Below are 275 nucleotides of genomic sequence, written 5' to 3'. Positions count from 1 at the left end.
ACGGTCGACACCAGCAGCGCGATCGATGCGATGTACAGCATCCGCGCGTACCGCCGGTCGAACGGCGAGTACGTGGTGATGAAGAACAACGTGAAGGGGAACAGCATCACCGTGTACCGGTGGACGCCCTGACGGGCTGAACGTGCTGGTGCGGTCGCTTCGGGCCGCGGCTGCGGACGGAAAGTCGTGAAGACCATCGACGCATTCTCTCGGGATGGTTGCGCAACGCGCATGCAATGGACGGTGGGCACACTGCGTGCCGCACCGCGGTGGCC

The 275-nt window shown here is 64.7% G+C and carries 1 protein-coding gene; it reads right to left on the bottom strand.

Annotated features, from left to right (window positions below; genetic code table 11):
* Window positions 1-197 (bottom strand): hypothetical protein (locus tag AAEY78_RS12970; protein ID WP_352339727.1); only part of this gene is annotated, 197 nt, incomplete at its 3' end.
* Window positions 198-275: the final 78 nt, after the last annotated feature.

This window comes from Psychrobacter sp. 16-MNA-CIBAN-0192, from assembly GCF_040309565.1.
In the GTDB taxonomy this organism is placed as follows: Bacteria; Pseudomonadota; Gammaproteobacteria; order Pseudomonadales; family Moraxellaceae; genus Psychrobacter.
This window is presented reverse-complemented; position numbering and strand designations above follow the sequence as displayed.